The organism is Kribbella sp. NPDC000426, from assembly GCF_040300265.1.
Lineage (GTDB): Bacteria > Actinomycetota > Actinomycetes > Propionibacteriales > Kribbellaceae > Kribbella.
Genome location: NZ_JBEPDK010000002.1, coordinates 745,557 through 772,243, shown reverse-complemented (window position 1 = coordinate 772,243; position 26,687 = coordinate 745,557). Strand labels below are relative to the sequence as shown.

The following is a 26,687-nucleotide window of genomic DNA, read 5'->3' as shown; positions in this document are numbered from 1 at the left end:
CATGCCGACCTCTGTATCCCTGCCGGCCCTCGGGGAGAGCGTCACCGAAGGAACCGTCACCCGCTGGCTCAAGCAGGTCGGCGACACCGTTGCCGTCGACGAGCCCCTGCTCGAGGTCTCGACCGACAAGGTCGACACCGAGATCCCGTCGCCGGTGGCCGGCACCCTGCTCGAGATCAAGGCCGCCGAGGACGAGACCGTCGAGGTCGGCGCCGAACTGGCCGTCATCGGCGACGCAGGCGAAGCCACCTCTGCCCCGGATGCTCCCGCCGAATCCGCCCCGGCCGAAGCTGCGCCCGCTGCAGCTGCACCGGCTGAGGCTGCCCCGGCCGAAGCCGCGCCTGCACCGGCCGCTGAGCAGCAGTCCGCTCCGGCCGAGGCCCCGGCTCCTGCTCCCGCACAGGAGCAGCCGGCCGCCGCGCAGGAGGCTCCCGCTGCTGCCCCGTCGGGCGGTTCCGGTGGTGGTTCCGGTACGCCGGTGACGCTGCCCGCGCTCGGCGAGAGCGTCACCGAGGGTACGGTCACCCGCTGGCTCAAGCAGGTCGGCGACGATGTCGCTGTCGACGAGCCGCTGCTCGAGGTGTCCACCGACAAGGTCGACACCGAGATCCCGTCCCCGATCGCCGGCAAGCTCCTGGAGATCAAGGTCGCGGAGGACGAGACCGTCGAGGTAGGTGCAGAGCTGGCCATCGTGGGCTCGGGCGATGCGGCTCCTGCCCAGTCCGCCCCTGCCTCCACCCCGGCCCCGGCAGCAGCCCCCGCCGCACAGGCTGCACCTGCACCGGCCCCGGCTCCGGCAGCTGCTCCCGCTCCTGCTCCGGCTCCGGCAGCTGCAGCCCCCGCGCCGCAGGCTGCCGCTCCGGCTCCGCAAGCTGCTCCGGCTCCGCAGTCCGCCCCGGCGCAGGCTCCGGCCGCTCCGGCGCAGGCACCTGCAGCTGCTCCGGCCGCAGCCGCTCCGTCCCCGAACGGCGCAGCGACCGACGGTCCGAACTACGTCACTCCGCTGGTCCGCAAGCTGGCCGCGGAGCACCAGGTCGACCTCAACGCCGTACAGGGAACCGGTGTCGGTGGCCGGATCCGCAAGCAGGACGTGATCGCCGCCGCCGAGGCCAAGAAGGCTGCCGCCGCAGCCCCGGCCGCCCCGGCTGCTGCTCCCGCCGCGGTGTCCGCACCGGCTGCGACGATCAGCCCGCTGCGCGGTACGACCGAGAAGATGAGCCGGATCCGCAAGGCGATCGCGGCCCACATGGTCAACTCGCTGAAGGTGTCGGCCCAGCTGACCACCGTGGTCGAGGTCGACGTCACCGAGATCGCCAAGCTGCGCAACGCGAAGAAGGCCGAGTTCGAGGCCCGTGAGGGCACGAAGCTGTCGTTCCTGCCGTTCTTCGCCCTCGCCGCTGTCGACGCGCTGAAGCAGTACCCGAAGCTGAACGCGTCGATCGACGAGGAGAAGGGCGAGATCACCTACCACGCCGCCGAGCACCTGGGCATCGCGGTAGACGTCGAGCGCGGCCTGATGGTCCCCGTCGTACACAACGCCGGCGACCTCAACATCGCCGGCCTGGCGAAGAAGATCGCCGACCTTGCTGACCGCACTCGCAACAACAAGGTGCTGCCGGACGAGATGGCGGGCGGCACGTTCACGATCACCAACACAGGCAGCCGGGGTGCGCTGTTCGACACCCCGATCCTGAACCAGCCGCAGGTCGGCATGCTCGGGACCGGTGCCGTGGTGAAGCGCCCGGTCGTCATCACCCACCCGGAGCTCGGCGAGACGATCGCGATCCGGCAGATGGTGTACCTGGCGCTGACCTACGACCACCGTCTGGTCGACGGCGCCGACGCGGCCCGCTACCTGACCGCGGTCAAGAAGCGCCTCGAAGAGGCCCAGTTCGACGTCTGATCCGATCAGCGTCTGATCTGATCGACTGAGGCGCCGGTGCATTGTCTCCCCGGAGACGGGCACCGGCGCTTTGGTATTCAGCGAACGCGACCGTGTTCGAACCCGAGAAGGAGCAAGCGGGATGAAGTACGTGCTGGCCGGAGCATCCGGCTTCCTCGGCAAGGCCCTGACCCGCGACTTGGTTGCCGACGGCCACCAGGTCCTCCGCCTGGTACGCCGTACGCCGTCCACGCCCGACGAGATCCGCTGGAACCCGGCGGCCGGTGAACTCGACGCCGCCTCCCTCCGCGACCCCGACGTCCTGGTCAACCTGGCCGGCGCGAACATCGGCCGCCCGTGGACCCCGACGTACCGCAACACGATCCGCGAGAGCCGCGTCAGTACGACCTCGACTCTGGCCACGGTGGCATCGCAGCTCGACCGCCGTCCGGTGCTGATCACGCAAAGCGGCGTCGGCGGGTACGGGACGGATCTCGGCGACCGCATCCTCACCGAGGACTCCGAACTCGGCGAGGGCTTCCTCTCCGACGTCGTCCGCCTGTGGGAAGGCGCGCTCGAACCCGCCCGTGCCGCTGGCAGCCGCGTAGCCGCACTCCGCACCGGCGTCGTACTCGATCGCAAGGCTCCTGCGTTCCAGCTTCTCTCCCTTCCGTTCCGCGTCGGCCTCGGTGGCCGCCTCGGGTCTGGCAGCCAGTACTTCCCGGTCATCTCCCTCACCGACTGGATCCGAGCCGTCCGCTTCACCGCCGAGAACGACACGATCAACGGCCCGGTCAACGTCGCTCTGCCCACCCCGGCCACGAACACCGAATTCACCGAGGCACTCGCCACGGCGCTCAACCGACCGGCCTTCCTACCGATCCCCGCGTTCTTGATGAAGGCCGCTTTGGGCGAGTTCGCGTGGGAACTCCTGGGAAGCAAACGAGCCTTGCCAACCCGCCTCCAATCCGCCGGCTTCGCCTTCCACCACCCAACCGTCACCACCGCCCTCTCGGCTGCACTCGCCTAGCACCTGCTTCAGTTCTGTTGCTTGCTTGGCGTTGGATCAGGCCTGGGTGATGTCCGCGATTCGCCAGACCTTGGTGGTCGGGTCGGTCGTCAGGGTGATGAGTTTGGTCGTCGGAGTTCCCGGCGGAAGTGGGATCTTCGCGCCGCTCTGATCGACCACCTGGCCGGCGGCTAGATGGTCAGTCGTTCTGAGAGTGACTGTGGTTCGCGTGCGACCGGCGATGGACAAGCTGTCGATCTGAACCTGCAGCCCTTCCACCCGGATCTGCTGCTCGCGATACCCGGACAGCAGCGCGCGATCAGACCGCCAAGGCGAGCTGCCGGGCACATAGATCCGGTCGAGAGCGCTCATGTCGAGCATCCAGTACGCCCGAGCCCGCTCAGCATCCAGCGCCTGTAGCGCCTTCGTCCAGGCGACCGAATCGCCGCTCGCCGCACTAGCCGACTCAGGCCGCCCGGTCACCACAGGCCGCCCGGGTTCGACAGGTCGCCCGGTTTCCACAGGTCGCCCGGTCGTCGCGGGTCGCCCGGCCTCTGCGGTCTTCTCAGGCCGCCCAGACGCAGTCGCCAGAGACGGAGAAGCAGCCTGCGAAGGATAAGGCGACTGCGTGGAAGTAGTCAGCTGTCCAGCCGTAGGCCGCACATGAGCCTCCGTCTGCTGGGGTATCGCCGAGGGCACATCACTCGATTGCATGCTCGTCGGTTGCACGATCGTCGGTTGCGTGCTGGTCGGCTGCGTGCCGCTCGGTTGCGGGCTGGTCGACTGAGATTGCTTTGTGGCCGGCTCCCCGGATTGTGGCTGCGAAGGGCTGGACGGCGGATGAGCGCAGGTTGGTTGTGTCGGCTGCGGCGCGCTACAGGTTGGCTGCACGCCCTGCGGTTGCGTCACCTGGGGATGGGCGGGATCTGCTTGAGCTGTCGCCGGGGCATCCAGCGTTCTGAACGTGACCGTGCCGATGGCCAGCACGACAACCGCACCCAGCCCAGCAGCCGCGACCGTGCCATACGGCGGGTGTCGAAACACACGCCAAAGGGCCGCGGGAAGGGCGTTGGACGGCGGGTGTCGAAGCACGCGCCACAGGGCCGCGGGGAGGGCGTTGGACGGCGGGTGCGGGAGGCGTCTGAACACGCGGCCGCGGCCGGATCGCGTCCGGCGGTTTAGGCGCTTGCGCCCTGGACCTCCTGTCGGGCTTGAGGACTGTGCGGGGCTAGCGGGTGGGCTCGGGGGTGCGGTGGGCGGCTTCGGCGGAGGTGCGGCGAGTGGGCCGCGGGACAGTGCGATCGGATCGTCGTCGCCGGGCGTCTCGTCGGTGGTCTTCGGACGCGGGGCGCTGAGAAGCGCTGACAGATCCGGCCCGGCAGGCGGGGCAGAACGGATGACGCCCGGCTCGTCTGGAGCACCAGCAGGCAGTCCAGTCAGTTCGCCAGCGGTACCAGCAGACCCGGTCGCATCCCCCGCCGCGGCGGCCTGCGGCTCCGATGTGGGCGCAGTCGGTTCAGACGACACGGCGGGCGTGAAGGATGGGACGGCACGCGTCCTCGTGGGGTCGGCGGAGGCGGCAGCTGGGGTGTCCGCGGCAACGGGTGGGACGGCGGGCTTCACCAGATGGCCGGCAGGCGTCCTAGATGGGTCAGCGGAGGCGGCAGCTGGCTCGGTGGACGCGCCTGCAGGCTCGGTGGCTGGGTCTGCGGGCTTCGTGGCTGGACCGGCAGGCTTGGTGGTTCGGTCAGCAGGCTTGCTGGCTGGAGCAACGGGCTTGCTCCGTGCGCCTGCGGGCTTGGTGGTTTGGTCAGCGGGCTTGGTGGGTGTGTTTGCGGGGTTGGTGGCGTGGGGTGTTGGGGAGTCGGGGACGGCTAGGTCGATGGGGATTGGGGCGGCTAAGGAGAGGAGCTGGCGAGGTAGGGCTGTGGGTGGGGTTTTGGTGAAGAGGGCTGGGGTGAAGACGGTGGGGTCTGCGCCTGCTTGGTGGGACAGGGTGAGTAGGGCGGTTAGGTCGGTGGTGGGTGGGGCGCGGTGGAGGGTGGCGTCGGTTAGGACGGGGCGGCCTTCGGCGTCCAGGAGGACGTTGTGGAGGGTGATGGCGCCGTGGGTCAGGTGGGAGCGGTGGAGGTAGTTGACGGTCTCGGCGAGTGGGGTGAGGAGGGTTACCAGCTCGCCGCGGGATAGCGGGGCGCGTCGGGACAGGAGCTTGGCGAGGCTGCCGGCGGGGACGTACTGGCTGATGATGATCAGGTTCGTGTCGGTCTCGCGGAACGCCATCAGGCGCGCGATGTGCGGGTGGCGGATGCGGGTCAGGAGGCTCAGGTCTTCGCGGAGTCTCTTCAGGTCGGGTATGGCTGTGAGCGGGATCTGTTTGAGTACGGCGTTGCGGCCCGTCGTACGGTCACGCACCTGCCAGACGGTGCCGGCTGGTCCGGACCCGAGCTGCCGGCGCAGGCTGTACCCGGTGAAGTCGGCGAGGTCCATGCCCAAGAGGATGCACTGATCACGACACGTGCCGTTTGAGTTATCCACAGGCGGGATCTGGGCGTCCGGTGTGCATTGGGATGTGCCGCTGTCGACGGCCCGCACGTCCGGATGGTGTTGCTCAGAACGGAGGGAGGTCCGCACTGTGAGTTCGGCTGGCCTGCTCGGTTCCGGGTCTCTGCGGGCTTGGAGATCCGTGGGGGTGTGAGTCGGTGATCGGGCCTTGGGGCGGTGGGACGGTTGTGTAGCGGTGGCCTGTCGGAGCGGTCAGGGTGATCGAGCCGTCGGGGTGGTTGGTTGTGGTCCAGCCCCAGTCGGGGGTGTCTTTGATGACGTGGTGGTACTCGCAGTACGGCGCTAGGCCGGAGAGGCTTGTACGTCGCGACTGGGCGAAGGGGGTGCCGTGGTCGCGGTCGCATTCGCGGGCGGTTCGGTTGCAGCCTGGCCACGCGCAGGTCGGGTGGCGTGCGAGCAGGGTTTCGGTGACCAGGGTGCTGGGGTCGTGGCGGTGGGTGGAGGCTTCGAGGACGGTGCCGTTGGTGGGGTCGGTGAGGAGTCTTCGCCAGGTGCCGTCGGCGGCTATGCGGCGGGCCATCTCGGCGGGGATGGGGCCGTAGCCGGTGAGTTCGCAGGGGTCGTCGTCCAAGCCCAGGAGGGTGTTGGCGGGGATCAGGACCTCGATGTGTGGGCGGCGTCGGTGTTGGTCGGGTAGGCGGCGGCCGAGCCAGTCGATTCCGTTGTGCAGGAGGTGTTCGAACAGGTCGGCGACGACGTCGGCCCGGCGCTGCTCAGCAGTCCGCCCGTCACGCGAACGGCTCGCGGCGGTGGTTGCGGTGTCGGCGGTGGTTGCGGTGTCGCCGGAGAAGTCGCCCGACAGGTCGCCCGGCTCGGCGTCGTCGGACGCCGCCGTGGGCGGGGTGGTGGCGGTTGCAGTGGTGCCAGTTGCCGCGGTTCCAGGCGCCGCCGTGCTGGCTGAGGTGGTGTGGGCTCGTGCGGCGGCGGGGGGTGGCGCGGCGTGGGTTGGCGCGGTGTGGGTTGGCGCAGTGGTCTTGGCCGGGGTGGTGCGTGCAGATGGCCGGCGCTCGGTGGTTGTCCCAGCGGATCGGGTTGGCCCAGCCGATGGGGTTGGCCCGGGTGACGGGGTTGGCCCGGGTGACGGGGTTGGCCCGGGTGACGGGGTTGGGTTGGGTGCGTGCGCAGCCGGGGTTGGTGGGGTGGTTGGGGTGGGGCGTTTGGCTAGGTTGGCGAGGGCTTGGACGGCGACCCACATTTGCTGGATCTTGTCGGCGGTGTGGACGACCCAGAGGCCGGCCATGCCGTCCGACAAGGGGACGATCTTGCAGGTGCGGTTGTGGACGGCGTCGCGGTGATTGGCGGCCTCGGTGGCGGCGGCGTGTTTGGCGACCTGTCTGCGGAGGGATCGGCGGAGGTTGGCGTGGGTTTGGGAGTGGGCGTTGCGCAGTACGTGGGACTCGACTGCTTGGGCGGCTGAGTCCGGCAGGGATTGGGTGGCCTCTGAGATCGAGAGGGCTTTGGACCAGGTAAGAGCCCCGGTTTTCAGGGCTGTGTGGGTTGCGGTCAACGGGCCGGTCAGGTGTAGCGCGGTGTCGATGTGGCGGGCGGCGGTGTCTGCGGACAGGCGCAGGGCTGCGGCGATCTCGGCGGCCCATGAGCGTTCCGGGTCGATCGGCCGGCCCGAGGTGTCGATCTGGGCTGGGCGTGGTTGCGCGGCGTGCTGGCCTTTGCGCTGGCGGTAGAAGGAAGCCATCGCGGCGAGCTTGATGGACTCCGCCCACGATGCCATTCGGCTGGCGGCCTTCATCAGCTCGATCAGTGCGATCGGTGTTTGGTACTGCGGGCGGACGGGTTCCAGTGCGGTGGCTAAGGCGGCGCCGGGCGGCAGGAAGACCCACTCGGGTGCTTCACGGCGCAGCATCGCCCGCTCTGCCTCGTCCTGATCGACGCCGGCCCACAGCTCCCATTCGAGGGCGTCGACGGCTGACATCGGCGGTAGCTCGTCGTACAGGTCTTCCGCGGACAGGAACCTCGGGTTGATCACGGCGTCCGGATCGTTGGGGTTGTACAAACTGTCGGCGTCGTCGGGTGGCGTGAGCGCGCCGGCGGCCTCCATCGATGCCAGGTCGGCTGCCGCTTCTCTGGCGAGTCGTTCGGCCAGTTCGACGTTGAAGGTAACCGGGACCTCGCCGTTGTCGAAGTACGCAAGCCAGTCGGTCGACGGCGTGGCTGGTGAGGTGAACATGCCGGCAGACCCGGTGAGGGTGCGTTCTCCGGGTGGCTGAGGTGTTGCCTGCATGGTCGCCATGCGACAACATTAGAACATGTGTTCGATTACGCCAAATTGGCGGAGAGGGCCTTTGGCGGGGCGATGTTGAGGGGCGCTTACACTCGGTCGGGTGAGGGTTATCGAGTATGTGGAAGCGGGCTTCGGGGCCGACGCGGTGGAGTACGAGACTGCGTGGGCGGAGCAGCGGCGGCTGCATGCGGAGGTTGCCGAGGGCACCGGGTCGGACACGGTGATCCTGCTCGAGCACCCGCCGGTATACACGGCCGGCAAGCGGACCGAGCCTCAGGAGCGGCCGTTCGACGGTACGCCGGTCGTCGATGTCGACCGTGGCGGGAAGATCACGTGGCACGGACCGGGGCAGCTCGTCGGCTACCCGATCGTCAAGCTCGCCTCACATGTGTATGTCGTGGACTACGTACGGCGGCTCGAGGAGGCGCTGATCGCGGTCTGCGCGGACTTCGGGGTGAAGACCGGCCGGGTCAAGGGGCGTAGCGGGGTCTGGGTCGCGGCCGACGAGCGTGGTCGGGAGCGAAAGATCGCAGCGATCGGGATCCGGGTCGCGCAGGGTGTGACCATGCACGGGTTCGCGCTGAACTGCAACAACGATCTGGCCTGGTTCGACCGGATCGTGCCATGTGGGATCTCGGACGCCGACGTGACGACGCTGTCGAACGAGCTCGGCCGCGAGGTGACGGTGACCGAGGTGCTCGATTCGGTACGCAAGCACCTCGACGAACTCCTCGCCTGGGAAGAGTACGAGCGCAGCCCGGACATCGAGCACGCAGACGAGGGTCCGACGCCGATCACATACGGCCTGACTGTCTGACCGGCCGTTAGCTGGAAGGCAGGCCGACCTCAGAGCGCCAGGTGGTGTGCAGGTTCTGCAGTCGGGCGACGACGTCCGGACGCTCGTCGTACTGGTTGGTTTGTTCGGCGATGTCGGTGGACAGGTCTGTGAGGGACCAGCCGTTGCCCATCGGCGCGTGTTCGTAGCTCTTCAAGTGCTGGGTGTTGGTGTCGTCGGCGACCCAGCTGAGTTTCCAGGAGCCTGAGCGGACGGCCCATTGGAAGCCGCAGTCCCAGTGGAGAGTGTCGTGGGCTGTGGATGACGTGCCGGCCAAGGCCGGGAGGATGTCCAGGCCGTCCGTTTCGGTGACGGTCGCGCCGGCTGCACTCGCGAGCGTCGGGACCAGGTCCATGGTGCTGACCAGAGCGTCGGTACTGCGGCCCGCGGGCAGCTGACCCGGCCAGCGCCAGATCATCGGGATGCGGATGCCGCCGTCCCACAGCGTGTACTTCGTGCCGCGGAGCGGGGCGTTGTCGCCGAAGTTGCAGGTCGAGCCGCCGTTGTCGGTGATGTAGACGACGATGGTGTTCTCGTCGGCCGCGTCGAGCAGGCGTCCGATCTCCGCGTCCATCAGCTCGAGCTGGGCGAGGTAGTACTCGCGGCCGTGCGGGAGGTTCGGCACGATCACGTCGTCGTACCACTCCATGAAGGCGCCGTCCGTGTCGGGCGACCAGTCCCGGAAGGCAGGCAGGCCGCGTGCCTTCAGCTCGGACTCCGGCAGTTGCCAGCAGAAGTTGTGTACTGCGTTGAAGGCGACCATGCAGAAGTACGGGCGCTCGTCCGCAGTACTCATGAAATCGGCTGCTCGTCGGCCGAACTCGGCCGTCAGGAAGCCCTCGTGTTCAACCGGGGTGTCGCCCGACAGCAGCGGTTGCACAGCCATGTGGTGCGCCGCAGGTTGTCCGTACGACGTCATCGCGTCCTCTGAGTGGTGCAGGTAGTTCAGTCGACCGGAGGACTGGCCAGCCAACCCGTAGAGCGTCTCCTGGAAGCCGTGGTGCGGTGGGCAGCCCCTGTCCCCCACGTCCTCTTTGCCGTAGTGCACCTTGCCGAAGTACCCCGTGCGGTAACCCTGGTTCTGCAGGATCTCCGCCAGGCTCGGTACGTCGTCCGGCGGGAAGGCCGCGGAGTCGAACCATTGGCCGCCCCACCGCTGCTGGTACAACCCCGAGATGATCGCGGCGCGGGACGGGCTGCAGATCGGTGCTGTCACATAGGCGTCGGTGCAGGTCACGCCCTCGGCGGCGAGGCGGTCGAGGGACGGGGTGTGTACGTCGGCGTGCAGTCCGAGGCCGCCGCGGTCGGCGTACCCGTGGTCGTCGGAAACGATCAGCAGAATGTTCGGAGCAGGCACCACACTCATCCTCTCGAGGTCGAGGCAGTCATGCGCTCGGCCTGGTCTGACTTCGCACGGAGATCGGTCGCGTCGGGGTCCAGCAGCAATCTGAGCTCTGCATCCAGGCGTTGCGCCAGAGGCATGTCGGCGGACAGGTCGTTCAGCTCCGACGGGTCGTTGTCGAGGTTGAAGACCTGCGGCGGGTTGGCGGCGCCGTAGTAGCAGTACTTCCAGGGGCCGGACTTCAGCATGAATCCGCCGTCGAGCATGCCTTGTGCGTGGTACTCCGACAGCACTGGGCGATCCGTTGGGTCGAGCAGCGAACGGCCTGGGAGGGCGGGGTCGGATGCCAGCCCGGCAACGTCCCTGAGGGTTGGCAGTACGTCGATCAGGCTGACGTGGGCATCCGTACGACCGGGCGCGATGGCTGGGTGGCGCAGGAGCAGCGGGATGCGCACTGCGGGCTCGTAGAAGCACTGTTTCTGCCAGATGCCGTGATGGCCGGCCATTTCGCCGTGGTCGCTGGTGTAGATGACCACTGTGTCGTCCGGGACTGCATCGAGCAGTCGGCCGATCTGGTGGTCGAGGTGACTGATCAGAGCCCAGTAGCAGACCGTTGCCTCCCGGATCTGCTCCTCCGTCAGCGGTTCGTCGTTGCGGAAGCCGTGACGCAGCAGCGAGATCACTGGGTGCTGTTCGTCGGCGACAGCAGGCAGTTCGACATCGGCGGCGTCGTACAGCTCGCGGAACTCCGGTGGGGCGACCAACGGAAAGTGCGGGTGCATGTAGCCGACGTACAGCAGGAACGGGTCCTCGCCGGGAGCACGCAGGAAGTCCACTGCGGCGTCGGTTGCGGCTATGTCGTGCTGCGTGTGGACGTGGTCGCCAGCGCCTTGCTCGGTGACGTGTGAGTTGGACGGGCGCCGCCAGTCCGGCGTACGGCGGGGTGGCCGGCCACTGTGGTCCAGCCAGAAGTCCAGGTCGTCGGTGAGCCGCTTGTCGAAGCCCAGCACGCGGTCTGGTCCGTTGAAGTGCGTGCGGCCGGCAATGACCGAGGTGTAACCGGCCTCCCGCAGGTGGTGCCCCCAGGTGCGGTACGTCGGACCAGGGATCACGCCGTTGTCCCAGGCCCCGATCTGGTGCACGTACTGCCCTGCCATCAGCGAGAGCCGCGAGGGGACGCACATAGGGCTGTTCGTGTAGGCGCGGTCGAACGAAACACCCTGTGCAGCCAGGCGGTCCAGATGTGGTGTCTTTACCTGCGGATGGCCGGTCCAACCGGCTGCGGCGGCGGTGTGCTCATCGGACAGGACTACGAGGATGTTCGGAGGACGGTCCACGGGGACAGCCTAGGCAAACGATTGCCGGTGCGCTTGGGGCGGATGTGTCTGGTGTGGCGTACCGAAGTGTCTGCACGGCGCGGCGGCCGATCGTCGCTACCTTGGGGTGGTGGCCAAATTTCTTGGGTTCTTGCTCGGCGTAGCCGTTGCTCTGGCCGGACCGGCCGTTTTCGGAGTACTCGCGGCCCCGGGTGGTATCGAGCTGAATGCGAAGGAGCTGGCGCTTGCCTTCGGCATCGGCGCGCTGGTCTTCTGGGCCGTCGTGTCGTACTTCTCCGGCGCCGGCGCGCTCGGGGCGTTCCTCGCCTTCGGCACGCTGGTCTACTGCTGGCTCTGGATCCCGAACCGGACCACGAACTTCCTGAACGACGTCCCCGGCGTCACCACCGGGATGATCGACGGGTCGAAGCAGTACACGCTGAACGGCGTCGTACCGATCCTCGGGGTGATCTCGCTGGTGTACGCGATCCAGCTGATCGTCCGCAGTGTGCAGCGGCGTCGGCGTGAGCGGGCCGAGGACGAGCGTCTGCAGCGCGAGCAGGAGGCGGCGCAGGCGCAGCAGGAGGCGGACGTCGCGGCCGTGTACCCGGTTGCCGCGAGCACCTATGCGGAGCCGGTCGCGTACGAGAGCCACACGCGGTACGACGACCTCTTCGACGAGCCCGAGCCCGAGCCGGTGCAGCCGCGGAACCAGGCGGACGAGCAGACGCGGCAGTTCCCGGTCGGGGCTGAATTCGAGCAGACGCGGCAGTTCCCGGAGGCTGATGCTGGGGGCAACTACGTAGGTGACGAGACGGTCGCCGCCGCCCCAGTGCAAGAGGACGAGTCGGCCGCTGCCGAGGCGCCGGCTCAGGAGCCGGTAGCCGAGGAGACGCAGGCGATGCCGGTCGAGGAGACGCGGGCTGTGCCTGTCGCGGAGACTCAGGCGGTGCCGACGGCACAACCCGAGCCGGTGGAGGAAGACGCGCCGGAGGCCAAAGACGCCGAGCCTGTCGACGAGACCCAGGCCATGCCGGCGCCCCAGCCGGAGCCGACCGACCCGAAGCCGGTGGAGCCGAAGGCAGAAGAGACCAAGCCCGTCGAGCAGCCCAAGCCGGCAGAGCAGCCCCAGCCGCAGGCTCAGGTCGACGAGACCCAGCCGGTTGAGCAGACCCAGCCGGTTGAGCAGGCCAAGCCGGTTGAGCAGGCCAAGCCGTTTGAGCAGCCGCGGGCCGAGGTCGACGGGACCCAGCCCGTCGAACAGGCGAAGCCGCAGGCCCAGCCCGAGGTGGCTGAGCAGCCCAAGCCGCAGGCACAGGCGGAGCCGGCCAAGCCGCAGGCTCAGGTCCAGGAGACCAAGCCGGTCGAGCAGCCGAAGGCGGCTGAGCGGACTGTGACGCCCAAGGAGCAGGTGGGGTCGCAGTATCGGGAGCGGATGGAGGACCCCGAGGACACCGGGGAGTTCCACCTCGCGTTCGAGAACCCGGTGGTCAAGCCCGCCTAACGGCTAGGCAACGTGCATGCGTTCGTGAGCACCTCGGCGCGCGTGCTCGGTGATCGCCTCGTCGTACGCGGCGCTGGCCATCCCGAGTACGTCGGTCGCCATCTGGGCGCGCGGTGATTCCGTGCTCCACGCGAGCACCAGCTTCCGGTGGATCGGATCGCCCACCAGTGTCCGCGTCGTGACGTCCGACGACAACATCCGGTACGACGTGGGCGAGATCAGCGCGACACCCTGACCACTTGTCACGAACCCCATCAGGACAGACGTGTCGACGGAGTGATGCTCCACGCGAGGCTGGAACCCGGCCGCCTCGCACGCCGCCCGGAACAACACATGGAACCCGCTGTCGTCCGGCGGCTCCCCGATCCACTCCTCGTCGGCCAGCGACGCCAGCTCGACCTCGCCGCGTGCCCGGGTCGACTCCGCGACCGGGTGATCGGCCGCGAGAGCGACGTACGCCGACTCCGACTCGACGACCGTGGTGGACTCGACCCCCGTCGGCAGCCGCAGCTCGAACCCGGGGAACTCACGGAGCAGCGCGAAATCCAGCCGCCCGCTCTCCAGTTGCTGCAGCAGCACGCTGGTCGACCACTCGACCTCGATGCTGACCTGCTCGATCTCGCCGTGCGAGCGCAGCCGGGACGCGATCCCGGACATCGGCGCGGTCGGGAATCCACCGAGCCGGACGGCGGACGACTCGACCGCGGTCATCGCGGACACCGTCGCGGATAGGTGGTCGACGTCGACCAGGATGGCCCGCGCGCGATCCACGGCGTACCGGCCCAGCGGCGTCGGGGTGACACCGGTGCGGGAGCGCTCGAACAGCTCTCCGCCGAACGCGGCCTCGATCCGCTTCAGCTGCGCGGTCAGGCTCGGCTGGCTGACTTTGAGCCAGCGGGCGGCCCGTCCGACGGACCCCGCTTCTGCCACCAGGACCACCACCCGCAGGTGGCGCAGCTCGACGTTCATGCGTTGTGACCGTAGTCCAGGTGTAGGCACAGCACACAGGTACCCTACATTGCGGTTTTGTCACAGCCAGGCCCGGAGCTGTAACACCGGACCCGGCTGTAACGATGTGCTACGAAGTTTCGAGTGCCAAGGCCTCGCGGTACCCGAGCCGCCGCCCGGTCTGGAGCAAAGTCCGCTCGTACAGCCGCGCACCCAGCCGGACGATCAGCACGGTCGCGCCGAGCAGCAGCGCGATCGCGACCAGCGGCTGCCAGATCGGCACGTCCTCGGTCAGCATCCGGCCCGGCATCGACATCGACGACGCGATCGGGACGAACGACGCCACCGTCTTGGCCGACGAGCCCGCGAACACCGAGAAGAAGAACGGGATCATCAGGATCATCTGCCCCGGCAGCGTGGTCGACCCGAGGTCCTCCTGCCGCGTGGCCAGCGAACCCGCGACCGCCCACAGCCCGGCCAGCGCCACGAATCCGAGTACGAAGAACACCACGAACCACCCGGCCACCGGCGCGACCACCTCGAGGATGTCGGCCTGATCAGTGGCCAGCAGCCCGACCAGCGACGCGGCCGCGATCACTACGATCTGCGAGAGCGCGAGGACGGTATTGCCAAGCACCTTGCCCCACAGCAGCGACCGGATCGGCACGGCGGCGGCCAGGATCTCGACGACCCGGCTCTCCTTCTCCTGTACGACGCTCTGCGCGATCATCATGCCGAAGCCGAGCGCGGTCATGTAGAACACCAACGCCAGACCGATGTTCACGAACTGCGAGACGAGATCCGGGAGCGGCCCGGGCTTCAGCAGTTGTACGTCGACCTTCGTACCCGCATGCAGTTGCGCCGGAGTCAAGCCTGCCTTCGACGCGTTCGTCTCCATGCCGACGGCCGCGGCCGCCTCGCGCAGCGCGCTCTCGATCCCCGAGTCGACGTGGTCCTTGCCGATGACGACGTACCCGTCGGTGCCCGGCACCAGCGCCGCTTTCACGTCGCCGTCGGTCACCTGCTTCTCGGCGGCCGACCTGTCCGCAACCCGCACTACCGTGTAGCCGTCACCGCCCTGGGTCGTCGATGCCTGCTGAACGACTTTGGCAGCCGCGTCGTCGACGACCGCGATCTTGTCCGCGCCGCCCCGGCCCGCGAGGATCGCCGGCAGGATCACCGCGACCATCACGATGAACAGCATCACCAGGGTCGAGCCGATGAAGGTCTTGTCCCGGAGCTTCGTGCTGATCTCGCGCTCGGCGATCAGCGCCCACGGCCTGTCCAGTACGTTCATCGGGTCGCCTCCCGGAAGACGTCGCTGAGCGCCACCCGCTCCGGCCCGAACTCACGGACCGGTCCCCGGCTGAGCGCCTCCTGAAGAATCTTCTGCTCGATCACACCGTCCACACCGTCCAGTACGTCGAACAGCGCCGTACCGCCGGCCACATCGCGTACTTCGATGCCCCGTACGTCCCGCAGCCAGCCCGCGTCCCCGTCCACCACGAGCCGGTACGTCGTCGTCGAGCCGGCGGACAGGTCCGCGACCGAGCCGGCAGCGACCACCTTCCCGCGGGACAGTACGACGAGGTCGTCGCACAGCCGCTCGACCAGGTCGAGCTGGTGACTCGAGAACAGCACCGGCACCTCGGACGTGACCTCCTCGCGGAGCAGGTCCACCATCGCGTCGACCGCGAGCGGGTCGAGGCCGCTGAACGGCTCGTCGAGCACCAGCGCGATCGGCTCGTGCACCAGCGCGGCCGCGATCTGCACCCGCTGCTGGTTGCCCAGCGACAGCGTCTCCAGCGCGTCGGTCGCCCGCTCGGCCAGCCCGAGCCGCTCGAGCAGCTTGTCGGTCCGTTCCAGAGCGCGGTCCGGCGAGAGCCCGTGCAGCCGGCCGAAGAACACCAGCTGGTCGCGGATCTTCATCTTCGGGTACAGCCCGCGTTCCTCGGGCATGTACCCGAAGTCGCGCCGCACCTCCTGGGTGAGCGCCGAACCGTTCCACAGCGCCTCACCCGCGTTCGCGGCCAGGACGCCGAGGATGATCCGCATCGTCGTCGTCTTACCGGCACCGTTGGCCCCGACGAATCCGGTCATCCGTCCAGGTACGACGTCGAAGGTCACGTCGTCCAGCGCCAGATGATCACCGAACCGCCGGGTGAGCCCGACCACCCTCAGCATGTGTCACCGTTCCCGTCCAGGTCAGCCCCCGCCGGGCGTGCACCCGACACTGACAAACCTAGTGAGGACATACCTCCCGGCACGTCGCCCGTGAGGGTGATCGCGCAGGTCACCCGCTAGGCGGAGGTGTCGTCCCCCGGGGTGACGAGGCCGCATTCGTAGGCGAAGACGACGGCCTGGACGCGGTCGCGGAGGCCGAGTTTGAGTAGGACGCGGGAGACGTGGGTCTTGACGGTGGCCTCGCCGACGAACAGCTGGGTGGCGATCTCGGTGTTGGTGAGGCCGCGGGCGATCAGGCCGAGAACCTCGCGTTCGCGCTCGGTGAGGTCGGCGAGGAGGTCAGGGCGGTAGACGCGCTCGCCGCCGCCGGTGAATCGCTTGATGACGCGCCGCGTCACCTCGGGCGCGAGCAGAGCGTGGCCCGAGTGGACGATCTGGATCGCCTCGACCAGGTCCTCGGGCGCGGTGTTCTTGAGCAGGAAGCCGCTCGCACCGGCGCCGAGCGACTCGAACAGGTAGTCGTCACGATCGAAGGTCGTCAGGATGACCACCTTGCCGGCGTCCTCCGCGACGATCCGCTGGGTCGCGCTGATCCCGTCCATGCCGGGCATCTGGACATCCATCAGTACGACGTCGGGCCGCAGCGCCAGCGCCAGCTCGATCGCCTTCTCGCCGTCGGACGCCTCCCCGACGACCTCGATGTCCGGCTCGACCGACAGGATCATCCGGAACCCGGCCCGGACCAGATCCTGGTCGTCCACCAGCAGGACCCGCATCGGGTCACTCATCGAGCCCTCCAGACAGCGGTTGATCGAGCATCGGGTGGTCCAGCGGGATGCGGACCCGGACCCGGAATCCTCCCACGGGCCGAGGGCCGATCTCGCTCTCGCCGCCGAGCAGGCCGACCCGCTCGCGGATCCCGACATGGCCGAGCCGGCTGCCCACCGGCGCGTGCTTCGGACGACCGTCGTCGAGTACTTCGAGCTCGACCGTGTCACCCAGGTAACGCAGTGTGAGATGAGCGCTGCGGGCCGTCGAGTGCTTCCGGACGTTCGCGAGCGCTTCCTGGGCGATCCGGTACACCGAGACGGAGACGGTCTTCGGCAGCTCGGCCGGCGCTCCGATCTGGTGGAAACCGACCTCGAGACCCTGGCCGTTCACCTCCGAGATGAGCGCCGGCAGGCGGTCGGCGCCGGCCTGCGGCGCCTTCGGATCCGGCGCGGTCACGTCGATATCGGGATCCGCCGCCCGGAGCATGCCGAGCAGTTGGCGCATCTCGTTGACGGCGCTTCGGCTGGACTCCTCGATCACGTTCAGCGCGTTCTTCGCCGCGTCCGGATCGGTGTCCATCACCCGCCGCGCTCCCCCGGCCTGGACGCCGATGCTGCTGATGTGGTGCGCGACGACGTCGTGCAGCTCTCGTGAGATCCGCAACCGCTCGTCGATCACCGCACGCCGCGAGTTCGCCTCCTGCTGGGCGGCCAGCTCGGTCGCCTGCTGTTCCAGTTCGGCGCGCTGCCGGGCGGTGCCCCACGCCGTTCGGCCCCAGAAGTAGGCGCCGAAGAAGTAGAGGACGTTCAACGCGACGGCCAGCACGACGTTCGAGACGTACGGCGAGAACAGGGCGTGGTTCGGCCCCTCGATCGAGTTGTTCTGCAGCGCCTTGACGAAGTTGAGCGTCAGCCAGCCGAACATCGCCACGAACACGAGGGCGACCGCTGCCTTCATCAGCCGCCGGTCGCGGGACCACGCGACCGCCGCGTAGATCGCCATGAACATCGTCGCCTGGGTGACGAGGTTGCCGCCGAACGCGAACAAGGCCCGCTCACCGTTCACGACGAACAGCACCGCTACCACCAGCACCACCGGGATCGGCCAGCGGCGCCGGAAGCACATCGGCAGCGCGATCGCCGCGCTCAGCACGTACGGCTCGACGCCGCCGATGCCGAGGTTGACGTGCGTTGGCGAGCCGCCGCGGGCGAGTTCGGTCCCGAGCAGGGACGCCAGGGCCATCCCGAGCCCCAGCAGCACGTCGTACCGCTGCTCGCGAGGTGTCGGCGCGGGCCGGGTCCATGACATAACCCATGAGCGTACGGGTGAAACAGTCATGTGCGGGGACGCGTACCCTTGGGGGCGTGACCATCGCCCCAGAAGGACGGAAACTGCTCAGGCTCGAGGTGCGCAACGCGGAGACCCCGATCGAGCGCAAACCCGAGTGGATCAAGACCCGCGCCAAGATGGGCCCGGAGTACCAGGCGCTGCAGAAACTCGTGAAATCCGAGGGACTGCACACGGTGTGCCAGGAAGCCGGCTGCCCGAACATCTTCGAGTGCTGGGAGGACCGCGAGGCGACCTTCCTCATCGGCGGTGACCAGTGCACGCGGCGCTGCGACTTCTGCCAGATCGACACCGGCAAGCCCGAGGCGCTGGACCGCGACGAGCCGCGCCGGGTGGCCGAATCGGTCCGGACCATGGGCCTGCGGTACGCGACCGTGACCGGCGTCGCCCGCGACGACCTGGACGACGGCGGCGCCTGGCTGTACGCCGAGACGATCCGCCAGATCCACGAGCTCAACCCGGGCACCGGCGTCGAGATGCTCGCGCCGGACTTCAACGCCGTACCCGAGCAGCTGGCCGAGGTGTTCTCCTCCCGGCCGGAGGTGTTCGCGCACAACGTCGAGACCGTGCCGCGGATCTTCCGCCGGATCCGGCCCGGCTTCCGGTACGAGCGGTCGCTGGACGTCATCACCCAGGCCCGCGACTACGGCCTGGTCACCAAGTCGAACCTGATCCTCGGCATGGGCGAGACCCGCGACGAGGTCAGCCAGGCGCTGAAGGACCTGCACGCTGCAGGCTGCGAGATCATCACGATCACGCAGTACCTGCGTCCCTCGGTGCGGCACCACCCGGTCGAGCGCTGGGTCAAGCCCGAGGAGTTCGTCGAGCTCGAGGCCGAGGCGCAGGAGATCGGTTTCGCCGGAGTCATGTCCGGGCCGTTGGTGCGTTCGTCGTACCGGGCCGGTCGGCTGTACCGTCAGGCCGTTGAGTCACGTATGAAGAACCAGGACAGGTAGAGATGGCCAAGAACGACGCGCCCGAAGAAAAGACCAGCCGGCTCAAGCAGATCGTTTCGGCGTACAAGCTGACGCAGAAGTCCGACCCGACGGTCGGGCTGGTGCTCGCCGGGATCTTCCTCGGCATCGTCGCGCTGGCCGTGCTCGGCGGTTTCCTGGTCGGTCCGCTGCTGATCTGGATCCCGCTCGGCGTGGCGCTCGGCTTCCTGGCCGCGACGCTGGTGTTCGGCCGCAAGGTCGAGAAGGCGGCGTACAGCCAGATCGAGGGACAGGCCGGTGCGGCCGCGTCCGCGCTGCAGACCCTGCGCCGCGGCTGGAACGTGACGCCCGCGGTCGCGGTCACCAAGAACGCCGACATCGTGCACCGCGTCGTCGGCCGGCCGGGCATCGTCCTGGTCGGCGAGGGCCAGCCGAGCCGGGTGAAGAACCTGCTCGCGGCGGAGGCGAAGAAGCACAACCGGGTCGCCGGGGGCGCGCCGGTGACGCAGATCATCGCCGGTCAGGGCGAGGACGAGATCGACATCCGCAAGCTGACCAAGCACGTGATGAAGCTGCCGGCGGTGCTGCAGCCGTCCGAGATCACCGATCTGCTGCAGCGGCTGAAGGCGCTGGACGCGGTCCGTCCGCAGGTGCCGATGCCGAAGGGGCCGGTGCCGAGCAGCCTGAAGGGCGCCCGCCAGGCGATGCGGGGACGGTAACCAAGCGGCATGCTCGACAGTTGATCTGTTCAGACATGCGCCGTGGGGAGGCTGGGAGCCCTTAGGGTGCGACCAGGACGGATTAACAGGGGAACAGCTGACATGACGGATCTGATGCCGCCAGTGCGCCGACGTGTGCACCAACCGGTGGCCGAGACGTGGCCGAGCCTGGCGCGGCCGCGCTCGAATCCGGTCCGGAGGTACGGCGCGGCGACCGCGATCAAGCTGATCGCCAAAGACCTGCCCGCGACGATCCACCTCGACAGCAACCGCTCGTACGGACTCGGCGGCCCCGCGATGCGGGTGCACCGGACGTTGCCGTTCCTGGACCGGCTCGGGCACGACGCCGGGTCCGGGTTCGGCGAGGCGTACCTGGCCGGCGACTGGGATCCGGAGCCGGGCACCGACCTGGCCGATCTGCTGGTCCCGTTCGCGGAGCGGTTCAGCAACGACGAGACCCGGCACCTGCTGCCGAAGTGGGCGCAGTCGCTGCGCTGGCTGGTGACCCGCTCCCAGCCGGGTGAGCAGGAGAACGACCGGGCCGGCGCGCGCGAGAACGTCAGCCGGCACTACGACCTGAGCAACGCGATGTTCTCGGAGTTCCTCGATCCGACGCTGACCTATTCGGCTGCGTACTTCGGTGACGCGGCTCACACCGACCTGGCCACGGCGTCGTACGACGAACTGACCGACGCCCAGCTGCGCAAGCTCGACTCGATCCTCGACGCGGCCGGGGTGGTCTCCGGGTCGCGCGTCCTCGACATCGGGTGCGGCTGGGCGAGTCTCGCGATCCGGGCCGCCCAGCGGGGCGCGTGGGTGACGGCGATCACGATCGCCTCGCAGCAGGCGTTGCTGGCCCAGCGCCGGATCGCGGATGCGGGCGTCGGCGACCGGGTGCAGGTCGCGCTGCGTGACTACCGCGACCAGATCGGCGAGTTCGACGCCGTACTGAGCGTGGAGATGATCGAGGCGGTCGGCGAGAAGTACTGGCCGGTGTACTTCGAGGCGATCGAGCGGCGGCTCGCGCCGGGCGGCGTCGCCGTCGTCCAGGCGATCGTGATGCCGCACGAACGGATGCTGGCGACCCGGAACACGTTCACCTGGGTGCAGAAGTACATCTTCCCGGGCGGCCTGATCCCGTCGATCAAGGTGATCGAGGACGTCACCGCCCAGCACACCGGCCTGCGGGCCGACGTCGTGCGCCACCTCGGCGCGGATTATGCGCGCACGCTGCGGATCTGGCGGAACCGCTTCATCGAGCGCTGGCCGGAGATCTCCGCGCTCGGGTTCGACGACACGTTCGGGCGGATGTGGGAGTTCTACCTCGCGTACTCCGAGGCGGGCTTCCGCACCGGGTACCTCGACGACGTACAGCTGCGGCTGACCCGTCGCTGACCCCGTAGCTGACCTCGAGCTGACCTGTCTAGCGCCGTACGACGACCGTCTTCGCGGCCAGGTCGTGCAGGCCGCGGTGGTCCCGGTCGAAGATGACCGCCGGGATCAGCAGGCAGATCAGGAACGACCTGATCACTCCCCCGAGCAGCCCGACCTGCGGGACGTCCTTGTTCTTCAGGTTCAGCACCCGCAGCCCGCAGATCCGGTGACCGATGGTGCCGCCGGCCAGGCCGGTCAGGATCGCGGTCACCAGGAAGAAGATGGCCAGGTGTGACGTGCTGGAGTCGTTACCGCCCGCCCACATCGGCTTGCCGACCACGACCGACGCGATCAGGCCGGCGATCAGCCAGTCGATCAGCAGGGCCAGCAGCCGCCGTCCCCAGCCGGCCACCGAGCCGGGGCCCTCCTCGGGCAGACCCAGCCGGCTCCCCGGAAATCGGAATTCTTCGGTGGGTCCTGTGCCCGGCTGCGCCGACGATGCCATGATGACTAGCCTACGGAACAGCCCCGGGGCCGCCTGCGGCGGATCGTAAGATCTCAGGGCGTAATCGCCGTACACCAGTGGGTCAGCGCGGACACGCTGGGCGTAACATCCGCGAAACATCAGGGTCACGACGGAGAAACCGGCGGGCCCTACGTTCAGATGCAATCTCTGAGCCACCCTAGGAGTACGTATGTTTTCCAGCGCTGAGGAGCTGCTCGCCTACGTCAAGGACGAGGGCATCGAGATCATCGATGTCCGGTTCTCCGACCTGCCGGGCATCATGCAGCACTTCACCGTCCCGGTGTCGTCGTTCGGGCCCGAGGTCTTCGAAGAGGGCCTGATGTTCGACGGTTCGTCGGTACGCGGGTTCCAGCAGATCCACGAATCGGACATGAAGCTGCTGCCCGACCCGACCACGGCCTTCCTCGACACGTTCCGCGGGACGAAGACGCTGGCCATCAACTTCTTCGTGCACGACCCGCTCACCGGCGAGGCGTACTCGCGTGACCCGCGCAACATCGCCCGGAAGGCGCAGGAGTACCTGAAGTCGACCGGGATCGCGGACACCGCGTTCTTCGCGCCGGAGGCCGAGTTCTACGTCTTCGACGACGTCCGGTTCGAGACCAAGGCCAACACCGGGTACTACGCGATCGACTCGGTCGCCGGCGCCTGGAACACCGGCCGGGTCGAGGACGGCGGCAACCGCGGCTACAAGGTCCGCTACAAGGGCGGCTACTTCCCGGTCGCGCCGACCGATCACTTCGGCGAGCTGCGCGACGACATCACCCTGGCGCTGGAGAAGGCCGGTCTGGTCGTCGAGCGGGCGCACCACGAGGTCGGCACCGCGGGTCAGGCGGAGATCAACTTCCGCTTCGACGAGCTGCTGAAGACCGCCGACAACCTGATGAAGTTCAAGTACATCGTCAAGAACACCGCGTGGGCGGCCGGCAAGACCGCGACCTTCATGCCGAAGCCGATCTTCGGCGACAACGGCTCGGGTATGCACGTCCACCAGTCGCTGTTCTCCAACGGTGACGCACTGTTCTACGACGAGTCCGGGTACGGCGGCCTGTCCGACATCGCCCGCTGGTACATCGGCGGCCTGCTCAAGCACGCCCCGTCGCTGCTGGCCTTCACCAACCCGACGGTGAACTCCTACCACCGCCTGGTCCCGGGCTTCGAGGCGCCGGTCAACCTGGTCTACTCGCAGCGCAACCGCTCGGCCTGCATCCGGATCCCGATCACCGGGTCGAACCCGAAGGCGAAGCGGATCGAGTTCCGCTGCCCCGACCCGTCGGCGAACCCGTACCTGGCCTTCTCGGCCCAGCTGCTGGCCGGCCTGGACGGCATCCGCAACAAGATCGAGCCGGCCGACCCGGTCGACAAGGACCTCTACGAGCTGCCCCCGGAGGAGCACGCGGGCATCCCGCAGGTCCCGACCTCGCTCCCGGCCGTGATCGACTCCCTCGAGGCCGACCACGCCTTCCTCCTCGAAGGCGACGTCTTCACCTCCGACCTGATCGAAACCTGGATCGACCTCAAGCGCGAATCCGAAATCGCCCCGATCCAGCTCCGCCCGCACCCGCACGAGTTCGAGCTGTACTACGACGTCTGAGTTGTCTGAGACCTAACTGAGAAACCCTGTCCGGCCGGTCCGGACGGGGTTTTTCTCTGCCCTGGACCGGACTCCCCGTGAGGCGCAGAATGCGCTGTGTCATCCCTCGGGGGCAGGGAAGGGGGAACACAGTGAGGCAGTCAACCATGCGCCGGTCGGCGATCCTGGGTGTTGTCAGCCTGATCGGGTCGCTCGCACTGGTAGCTACGCCCGCCACCGCCGCCTCGGACGCCGTCACCGTCCACAACCCGTTGCTCAAGGAGGTGCTGGCAGAGGAAGAGGAGCCCGACCCGGACGACCCGGCGCAGTCTGCGCTGTGTCAGTCGTATCTCGGCCATCCGAATCCGTACGGGAATCCGGCGCCGAACGTCGACCAGATCGTCGGCGACACCGTGGTTCCGGTGGGCTCGCAGGCCGGCTGTAGCGCCGCGCAGAACGAGACCACGATCGCGGTCAACCCGCGCAATCCGAACAACATCGTCGCCGGCGCGAACGACTACCGGCTGTTCAACGCGCGCGAGAACCGCAACGACAGCTCGAGTTTCGCGTACACGTCGTTCAACGGCGGCCGGACCTGGACCAATGTGATGATTCCGGGGCTGACCATCGCCGCGGTCGGCACCGGGGCCTTCAGCTGGATGGACGGATCGGGCGACCCGGTGGTCGCCTTCGGACCGAACAACACGGTGTACTTCGCCAGCATCGTCTTCAGCCGGTCGGCGCCGCTCGGCGGGCAGGACGCGACCGCGATCGTCGTCAACGTGTCGCACGACGGCGGACTGCACTGGAGCGGTCCGCGGGTCATCGCGATGGATGGGGTGAACTCCGACGGCACGCCGGCCGTGACGCACATCTTCAACGACAAGCCGTGGCTGGCCGCCGACCCGTCGAACGGCCGGGTGTACGTGAGCTGGACCAAGTTCACCTACGACACCGACGACAACTACCTCGAGTCGCCGATCATGCTGTCGGCCAGCGTCGACTTCGGCGCGCACTTCGGGGCACCGGTCCGGATTCCGCCGTCGCTGAACGGCTTCCGCGGCGGCATCACGCCGTACGATCAGGGCTCCAACCCGCAGGTCGGCAACGACGGGCAGCTGTACGTCGCGTACGAGGCCTCGGTCTGCGCGACGGCCGCGTGTGACGGCGCCGACGACCGGGACGCCACGGTGGTTGCCACCTCGACCGATCACGGGCGCTCGTTCCGGCACGCGATCGTCGACACGAACTACGACTTCCCGGACACGCTCACCGGCGAGAACTTCCGGCTGAACAGCTATCCGCAACTGGCCTACGACCGGGTGACCGGGAAGCTGACCGTGGTCTGGTCCGACGACCGCAACGGCCTGTACGACGCGACCACGGGCGCTTCCGTCAAGACCAACGGCGACAACGTCGTGTCCTCGTCCGGCAACGGCAAGAGCTGGTCCCGGCCGCTGGTCATCGGTACGCCGCAGGACGAGTTCTTCAGCGCGGTCGCGGCACGCGACGGCAAGGTCGCGATCGCGTCGTACACGAGGCACTACGACCGCAACGGGATCAATCTCGACTACGCGTACTGGTCCGCTTCCGGCACCCAGTCGCTCAGCCGGGCCGGCACCCAACGGATCACCACCGCCTCGCAGAACCCGCAGGTCCAGTTCCTCGCCGTCAACCCGGACGGTACCGAGGTGCAGGGCGTGTTCATCGGAGACTACTCAGCGGTCGCCATCGGCAATGACCTCCGGATCCACCCGTGCTGGACCGACTTCCGCGGCCGGCCCGGCGTGAACACCCCGAACCAGGACGCCTACACCCAGAGCATCCAGCTCAGGCGCTGACGACGGAGTCGAGCTCGGCGAGGTCGTCCTCGCCGAGCTCGACGTCGGTGGTGCGGAGGTTGGCTTCGAGGTGGGGGATGGTGCGGGTGCCGGGGATGAGGGCGGTGTTTGGAGCGTGGGCGAGGATCCAGGCGAGGCAGACCGCTGCCGGTGTGGTGTTGAGGCGGGTGGCGACGGCTTGTACGGCGGGGTGCTCGGTCGGGGATGGGATCTGGTCGAAGGCTGAGCCGAGGGGGAAGTACGGGATCCAGGTGATGTTGTTGGTCGCGCAGAGTTGGAGCTGCTCCTCCGACGAGCGGTCGAGGAGGCTGTAGGCGTTCTGGACGCAGACGATGCCGGCCGGGAGGGCCTGTTTCAGTTGCTCGGTGCTGATGTTGCTGAGGCCGATCGCGCCGATCAGGCCTTCGTTGCGTAGGGCAATCAGTTCGGCGAGCTGGTCGTCGAGTGGAACCACCTGGTCGCCTTCGGCAACGAGGCCGGGGCCGCGGTCGGCGCGACGGAGGTTCACGACCGGGACCCGGTCCAGGCCGAGCGACGTGAGATCGAGGTGGACCTGCTCGCGCAACTGCTCGGGGCGTTGGGCCAGGGTCAGGTGCACCTCGACCTCGCGGTCGCCGAGACGCGCGCGCACCGGCTCGTCGAGATGCCTGGCACCGACCTTGCTGACGATGACGAGGTCGTCGGCGTACGGGTGCAGGGCGGCGCGGATCCGCTGGTTGACGGTGGTGGCGCCGTAGAAGGACGCGGTGTCGACGTGGTTGACGCCGAGCTCGACGGCGCGACGCAGTACGGCGCCTGCTGCCGTCGTGTCCAGCTTCTCGAGCTGCATCGCGCCGTACCCGATCCGGGCGATCTCGTGCTGCCCGAGCGTGACGGTGCCGCCTGGTCGTTGCGAGGTCATAGCGGTGTCCCCAGGTAGAGTAAGTGGAGGTTTCTCCAATTACCGTAACACTAACTGGAGGTTTCTCCACTTATGCGAGCTGACGCTGCGCGGAAACGCGAGCAGGTGGTCGCGGCCGCCGTCGACGAGCTGGGCGAGCTCGCCGTCGCTGTTCGCGCGGGCGAACCCGTCAACCTGTCGCTCGACCGGGTCGCGGCGCGGGCGAGGGTCGGAGTGGCCACGCTGTACCGGCACTTCCCCACCCGGGAGGCACTGCTCACGGCGGTCTACCACCAGGAGCTTGGCCGGCTCTGCGACGCCGCAGCTGAGCTGGCGATCGCCGGCCCCGCCGACGAGGCCCTGCTGGCCTGGATGCACCGCTACCTTGACTTCGTCGACTCCAAGCGAGCAATGGGCGTCAGCCTCCGCGCCATCGTCGCGTCGGGCGCGGTAACGCAGTCGGACACTCGATCCCGCCTCGCCACAGCCATCGCCCACTTTCTCGACGCGGGGGTTGGCGCCGGCACCCTGCGTTCCGACGTACCAGCCGACGATGTCGTCGCGGCGATGGCCGGCGCAGTCATCGCCGCAGCCCCCGACCAGCAACACGACCAGGCCGCGCGCTTACTCGACCTACTCGTGGACGGCCTCCGCCCCCGCTAGGCGAAACTCTGCGTGCCGACGCCCCGATCAAGAACGCTCTGACCCGCCGTCATGAGCCTTGACCTTTCGGAGCCTTCGCGTCTGCCGGCAGCGAAACAAGGTCAGCACGGTCGCGATTGACAGTCCACCCACGCCGCCCAGCCAGGTCGTCGGAATCCCGTTCACCGGCTCCAGGCCACCGACCTGCAGCAGCGCACCTATCACCGGGGCTGAGATCGCGATGGCACAGAGTGCCCT

21 protein-coding genes are annotated in these 26,687 nt (G+C 68.3%); 10 read left to right on the top strand and 11 right to left on the bottom strand.

Going from position 1 to position 26,687, the window contains the following annotated elements:
- The first annotated feature begins 1 nt into the window (after position 1).
- Both sucB and ABT313_RS11460 read left to right on the top strand, forming a co-directional pair.
- A complete protein-coding gene (sucB, locus tag ABT313_RS11465) occupies positions 2-1,903 on the top strand; it encodes a 2-oxoglutarate dehydrogenase, E2 component, dihydrolipoamide succinyltransferase (RefSeq protein ID WP_350851199.1) in 1,902 nt (633 codons plus the stop codon).
- 121 nt (positions 1,904-2,024) lie between these two features.
- A complete protein-coding gene (locus tag ABT313_RS11460; protein ID WP_350851197.1) occupies positions 2,025-2,912 on the top strand; it encodes a TIGR01777 family oxidoreductase in 888 nt (295 codons plus the stop codon).
- 36 nt (positions 2,913-2,948) lie between these two features.
- Here ABT313_RS11460 and ABT313_RS44710 read toward each other — a convergent pair whose 3' ends face one another.
- Together ABT313_RS44710 and ABT313_RS11445 are read right to left on the bottom strand one after the other, a co-directional pair.
- Complete coding sequence (locus ABT313_RS44710) at positions 2,949-5,378, bottom strand: protein kinase domain-containing protein (RefSeq protein WP_502883959.1); 2,430 nt, start codon at positions 5,376-5,378, stop codon at positions 2,949-2,951.
- Between the two features lie 121 nt (positions 5,379-5,499).
- On the bottom strand, positions 5,500-7,701 hold the full coding sequence (locus ABT313_RS11445) for an HNH endonuclease signature motif containing protein (protein ID WP_350851195.1): 2,202 nt from the start codon (positions 7,699-7,701) through the stop codon (positions 5,500-5,502).
- Between the two features lie 91 nt (positions 7,702-7,792).
- Between ABT313_RS11445 and lipB the strand changes: the two genes are divergently transcribed.
- Positions 7,793-8,509, top strand: a complete 717-nt coding sequence (gene lipB, locus ABT313_RS11440; RefSeq protein WP_350851193.1) for a lipoyl(octanoyl) transferase LipB — start codon at positions 7,793-7,795, stop codon at positions 8,507-8,509.
- Between the two features lie 7 nt (positions 8,510-8,516).
- Here the strand turns inward: lipB and ABT313_RS11435 are convergent, their stop codons facing one another.
- Together ABT313_RS11435 and ABT313_RS11430 are read right to left on the bottom strand one after the other, a co-directional pair.
- Positions 8,517-9,884 (bottom strand): sulfatase family protein, encoded by a 1,368-nt coding sequence (locus ABT313_RS11435; protein ID WP_350851191.1) that lies wholly within the window; start codon positions 9,882-9,884, stop codon positions 8,517-8,519.
- Positions 9,885-9,889: 5 nt separating this feature from the next.
- On the bottom strand, positions 9,890-11,206 hold the full coding sequence (locus ABT313_RS11430; RefSeq protein WP_350851189.1) for a sulfatase family protein: 1,317 nt from the start codon (positions 11,204-11,206) through the stop codon (positions 9,890-9,892).
- A gap of 109 nt (positions 11,207-11,315) precedes the next feature.
- On the opposite strand from ABT313_RS11430, the gene ABT313_RS11425 reads away from it, so the two are divergent.
- Complete coding sequence (locus ABT313_RS11425) at positions 11,316-12,689, top strand: hypothetical protein (RefSeq protein ID WP_350851187.1); 1,374 nt, start codon at positions 11,316-11,318, stop codon at positions 12,687-12,689.
- Positions 12,690-12,692: 3 nt separating this feature from the next.
- Here the strand turns inward: ABT313_RS11425 and ABT313_RS11420 are convergent, their stop codons facing one another.
- The 5 genes from ABT313_RS11420 to ABT313_RS11400 all read right to left on the bottom strand — a co-directional run bounded on the left by ABT313_RS11420 (position 12,693) and on the right by ABT313_RS11400 (position 17,900).
- A complete protein-coding gene (locus tag ABT313_RS11420; protein WP_350851185.1) occupies positions 12,693-13,658 on the bottom strand; it encodes a LysR family transcriptional regulator in 966 nt (321 codons plus the stop codon).
- Positions 13,659-13,767: 109 nt separating this feature from the next.
- Entirely contained in the window at positions 13,768-14,934 is a 1,167-nt protein-coding gene (locus tag ABT313_RS11415; protein WP_350851183.1) for an ABC transporter permease, read from the bottom strand.
- Positions 14,931-15,821, bottom strand: a complete 891-nt coding sequence (locus ABT313_RS11410) for an ABC transporter ATP-binding protein (RefSeq protein WP_350851181.1) — start codon at positions 15,819-15,821, stop codon at positions 14,931-14,933. Before ABT313_RS11410 ends, ABT313_RS11415 begins: the two co-directional genes overlap by 4 nt.
- Positions 15,822-15,937: 116 nt before the next feature.
- Complete coding sequence (locus ABT313_RS11405) at positions 15,938-16,609, bottom strand: response regulator (RefSeq protein WP_350851179.1); 672 nt, start codon at positions 16,607-16,609, stop codon at positions 15,938-15,940.
- Positions 16,602-17,900, bottom strand: a complete 1,299-nt coding sequence (locus tag ABT313_RS11400; RefSeq protein WP_350851177.1) for a sensor histidine kinase — start codon at positions 17,898-17,900, stop codon at positions 16,602-16,604. Before ABT313_RS11400 ends, ABT313_RS11405 begins: the two co-directional genes overlap by 8 nt.
- A gap of 56 nt (positions 17,901-17,956) precedes the next feature.
- Here ABT313_RS11400 and lipA point away from each other — a divergent pair, with 56 nt between their 5' ends.
- From lipA to ABT313_RS11385, 3 genes are all read left to right on the top strand, one after another.
- Complete coding sequence (gene lipA, locus ABT313_RS11395; protein ID WP_350851175.1) at positions 17,957-18,895, top strand: lipoyl synthase; 939 nt, start codon at positions 17,957-17,959, stop codon at positions 18,893-18,895.
- A gap of 2 nt (positions 18,896-18,897) precedes the next feature.
- Positions 18,898-19,593 carry a DUF4191 domain-containing protein gene (locus ABT313_RS11390; protein WP_350851173.1) on the top strand — a complete coding sequence of 232 codons (696 nt, stop codon included), beginning with the start codon at positions 18,898-18,900 and terminating at the stop codon, positions 19,591-19,593.
- Positions 19,594-19,695: 102 nt separating this feature from the next.
- Entirely contained in the window at positions 19,696-20,988 is a 1,293-nt protein-coding gene (locus ABT313_RS11385) for a class I SAM-dependent methyltransferase (protein ID WP_350851171.1), read from the top strand.
- 28 nt (positions 20,989-21,016) lie between these two features.
- Here ABT313_RS11385 and ABT313_RS11380 read toward each other — a convergent pair whose 3' ends face one another.
- Positions 21,017-21,472, bottom strand: a complete 456-nt coding sequence (locus ABT313_RS11380) for an RDD family protein (protein ID WP_350851169.1) — start codon at positions 21,470-21,472, stop codon at positions 21,017-21,019.
- A 190-nt stretch (positions 21,473-21,662) separates the two neighbouring features.
- Here ABT313_RS11380 and glnA point away from each other — a divergent pair, with 190 nt between their 5' ends.
- Positions 21,663-23,087, top strand: coding sequence for a type I glutamate--ammonia ligase (glnA, locus tag ABT313_RS11375; RefSeq protein ID WP_350851168.1), 1,425 nt, complete (start codon positions 21,663-21,665; stop codon positions 23,085-23,087).
- A gap of 131 nt (positions 23,088-23,218) precedes the next feature.
- Positions 23,219-24,907: a sialidase family protein gene (locus ABT313_RS11370; RefSeq protein ID WP_350851166.1), complete on the top strand. Its 1,689-nt coding sequence runs from the start codon at positions 23,219-23,221 to the stop codon at positions 24,905-24,907.
- On the opposite strand, the gene ABT313_RS11365 is transcribed toward ABT313_RS11370, so the two are convergent.
- Positions 24,897-25,808, bottom strand: coding sequence for an aldo/keto reductase (locus ABT313_RS11365; RefSeq protein WP_350851164.1), 912 nt, complete (start codon positions 25,806-25,808; stop codon positions 24,897-24,899). The genes ABT313_RS11370 and ABT313_RS11365 overlap by 11 nt on opposite strands.
- A 72-nt stretch (positions 25,809-25,880) precedes the next feature.
- Between ABT313_RS11365 and ABT313_RS11360 the strand changes: the two genes are divergently transcribed.
- Positions 25,881-26,450, top strand: a complete 570-nt coding sequence (locus tag ABT313_RS11360) for a TetR/AcrR family transcriptional regulator (protein ID WP_350851162.1) — start codon at positions 25,881-25,883, stop codon at positions 26,448-26,450.
- Positions 26,451-26,687: the final 237 nt, after the last annotated feature.

Excerpts from the sequence above, each read along its gene's own strand:
- sucB (WP_350851199.1), top strand. The coding sequence starts at position 2 with ATGCCGACCTCTGTATCCCTGCCGGCCCTCGGGGAGAGCGTCACCGAA.
- ABT313_RS11460 (WP_350851197.1), top strand. The coding sequence starts at position 2,025 with ATGAAGTACGTGCTGGCCGGAGCATCCGGCTTCCTCGGCAAGGCCCTG.
- ABT313_RS44710 (WP_502883959.1), bottom strand. The coding sequence starts at position 5,378 with ATGGACCTCGCCGACTTCACCGGGTACAGCCTGCGCCGGCAGCTCGGG.
- ABT313_RS11445 (WP_350851195.1), bottom strand. The coding sequence starts at position 7,701 with ATGGCGACCATGCAGGCAACACCTCAGCCACCCGGAGAACGCACCCTC.
- ABT313_RS11420 (WP_350851185.1), bottom strand. The coding sequence starts at position 13,658 with ATGAACGTCGAGCTGCGCCACCTGCGGGTGGTGGTCCTGGTGGCAGAA.
- ABT313_RS11415 (WP_350851183.1), bottom strand. The coding sequence starts at position 14,934 with ATGAACGTACTGGACAGGCCGTGGGCGCTGATCGCCGAGCGCGAGATC.
- ABT313_RS11410 (WP_350851181.1), bottom strand. The coding sequence starts at position 15,821 with ATGCTGAGGGTGGTCGGGCTCACCCGGCGGTTCGGTGATCATCTGGCG.
- ABT313_RS11405 (WP_350851179.1), bottom strand. The coding sequence starts at position 16,609 with ATGAGTGACCCGATGCGGGTCCTGCTGGTGGACGACCAGGATCTGGTC.
- ABT313_RS11400 (WP_350851177.1), bottom strand. The coding sequence starts at position 17,900 with ATGTCATGGACCCGGCCCGCGCCGACACCTCGCGAGCAGCGGTACGAC.
- ABT313_RS11390 (WP_350851173.1), top strand. The coding sequence starts at position 18,898 with ATGGCCAAGAACGACGCGCCCGAAGAAAAGACCAGCCGGCTCAAGCAG.
- ABT313_RS11385 (WP_350851171.1), top strand. The coding sequence starts at position 19,696 with ATGACGGATCTGATGCCGCCAGTGCGCCGACGTGTGCACCAACCGGTG.
- ABT313_RS11380 (WP_350851169.1), bottom strand. The coding sequence starts at position 21,472 with ATGGCATCGTCGGCGCAGCCGGGCACAGGACCCACCGAAGAATTCCGA.
- glnA (WP_350851168.1), top strand. The coding sequence starts at position 21,663 with ATGTTTTCCAGCGCTGAGGAGCTGCTCGCCTACGTCAAGGACGAGGGC.
- ABT313_RS11365 (WP_350851164.1), bottom strand. The coding sequence starts at position 25,808 with ATGACCTCGCAACGACCAGGCGGCACCGTCACGCTCGGGCAGCACGAG.
- ABT313_RS11360 (WP_350851162.1), top strand. The coding sequence starts at position 25,881 with ATGCGAGCTGACGCTGCGCGGAAACGCGAGCAGGTGGTCGCGGCCGCC.